Origin of the sequence: Litoribacterium kuwaitense (assembly GCF_011058155.1) — a bacterium.
Classification (GTDB): Bacteria; Bacillota; Bacilli; order Bacillales; family DSM-28697; genus Litoribacterium; species Litoribacterium kuwaitense.
In genome coordinates this window covers 1-390 of sequence record NZ_JAALFC010000136.1, presented here as the reverse complement: position 1 = coordinate 390, position 390 = coordinate 1, and the positions used below count along the sequence as shown (strand labels likewise).

Sequence of the window (390 nt, the reverse complement as noted above, 5' to 3'; positions counted from 1 at the left end):
TGAGCCAGGAGATTTCACATCCAACTTACCGAACCGCCTGCACGCGCTTTACGCCCAGTAAATTCGGATAACGCTTGCCTCCTACGTTTTACCGCGGCTCGTATAGGACTACACGGGTATCTTAATCCCGTTCGCTCCCCTAGCTTTCGCGTCTGAGCGTCAGGTATGGTCCAGAAGGCCGCTTTCGCCACAGGTGTTCCTCCCGATATCTACGCATTTCACTACTACACCGGGAATTCCACCTTCCTCTACCATCCTCTAGCCCGGCAGTCTTGAACGACCTCTCCCAGTTGAGCCAGGAGATTTCACATCCAACTTACCGAACCGCCTGCACGCGCTTTACGCCCAGTAAATTCGGATAACGCTTGCCTCCTACGTTTTACCGCGGCT

The 390-nt window shown here is 54.1% G+C and carries 1 rRNA gene; it reads right to left on the bottom strand.

The window, feature by feature from the left end:
- Positions 1 to 390: ribosomal RNA gene (locus G4V62_RS19375) — 16S ribosomal RNA — on the bottom strand; the annotation flags it as partial.